1 protein-coding gene is annotated in these 962 nt (G+C 57.3%); it reads left to right on the forward strand.

Going from position 1 to position 962, the window contains the following annotated elements; translation table 11 throughout:
- Window positions 1–189 precede the first annotated feature (189 nt).
- Window positions 190–327 (forward strand): hypothetical protein, encoded by a 138-nt coding sequence (locus AKL29_RS44235; RefSeq protein ID WP_244481700.1) that lies wholly within the window; start codon window positions 190–192, stop codon window positions 325–327.
- Window positions 328–962: the final 635 nt, after the last annotated feature.

The raw sequence follows: 962 nt of genomic DNA on the forward strand, positions 1-962 counted from the left end.
TCCCAGGTTGGGGCCGCTTCCAGTTCACTGCGAACTTGATCGCCGCCAATTCACATAGTTCAATGACTGGGCGCCCACACCCTAGACGTTAATTGCCGGGTTGGTATTTCACGGATGGTAGTTGCAATGGAATTAATTGGACGCCCGATGCGAAGCCGCTTCCTCGTTCGGAAAGGAAGCACTGGTTGGATGGTCTACGACAGCGAACTCAAAGGGCCAGCGCAGATAAGAAAAGATGGCCCCTTTGCCGAGAAGCTAACCAAAGAACAAGCTGAGATTTTAGCGGAGGGGCTGGCGAACCAAGCGGCGCAGATTCGCAAAATCTGATACTTACCTCTCGGGCATGCTTAAATTCAATTTTTAACTGCCGACCGTTGGGCAATCTGTCGCGGGAGCATATGCATGACTCCGGGTACTGCCGCTTGTTCTCGACGAAGCCAATTTGCGTACGTGGCGAAGTCAGCTCGAAGAACGGTGCCTAGCCCCGCCATTTCTCTCGAAAGGAGCGACGGCGAAGGGTTCACGGCGGATTCGCAAAGTACGCGTGCTGGTGATCGCAAATCTGGTGGCCTGCGCCGCCGTCCTTTTCGTATTGGCTGCGCCCCGTCCCGCCACAAGTAATGTTGCGCTCGGTGACCGGTGGCAATGCAGCAAGGCCGGGTTTGTCTTCACGACTTGCCGCCAGATCCCGCCAGCGCCGAAAACCGATGTCGATTTTACAGGGGTCGTCGGGAGATCAGCGACCAGAGGGTCGCACGCTTTTCTGTGGGACGGGACGTTGGGGATGACACATGGCGGTCCGTTTCGGGAGGAGCTGGCGTGCGGCCCAGGCACCGGCTCTTCTTCCAAACGTCTGTGTGAGCCAAGCAACAGTCGTTTGACGCAAAGGCCTGCTAGGTAACCGATACTTGGATTTTCAGGGCCCCAGCGCCGGGAATGACAGGGCGCCGCCGGGACAAACC

The sequence above is a fragment of the Bradyrhizobium pachyrhizi genome, assembly GCF_001189245.1.
GTDB lineage: Bacteria > Pseudomonadota > Alphaproteobacteria > Rhizobiales > Xanthobacteraceae > Bradyrhizobium > Bradyrhizobium pachyrhizi.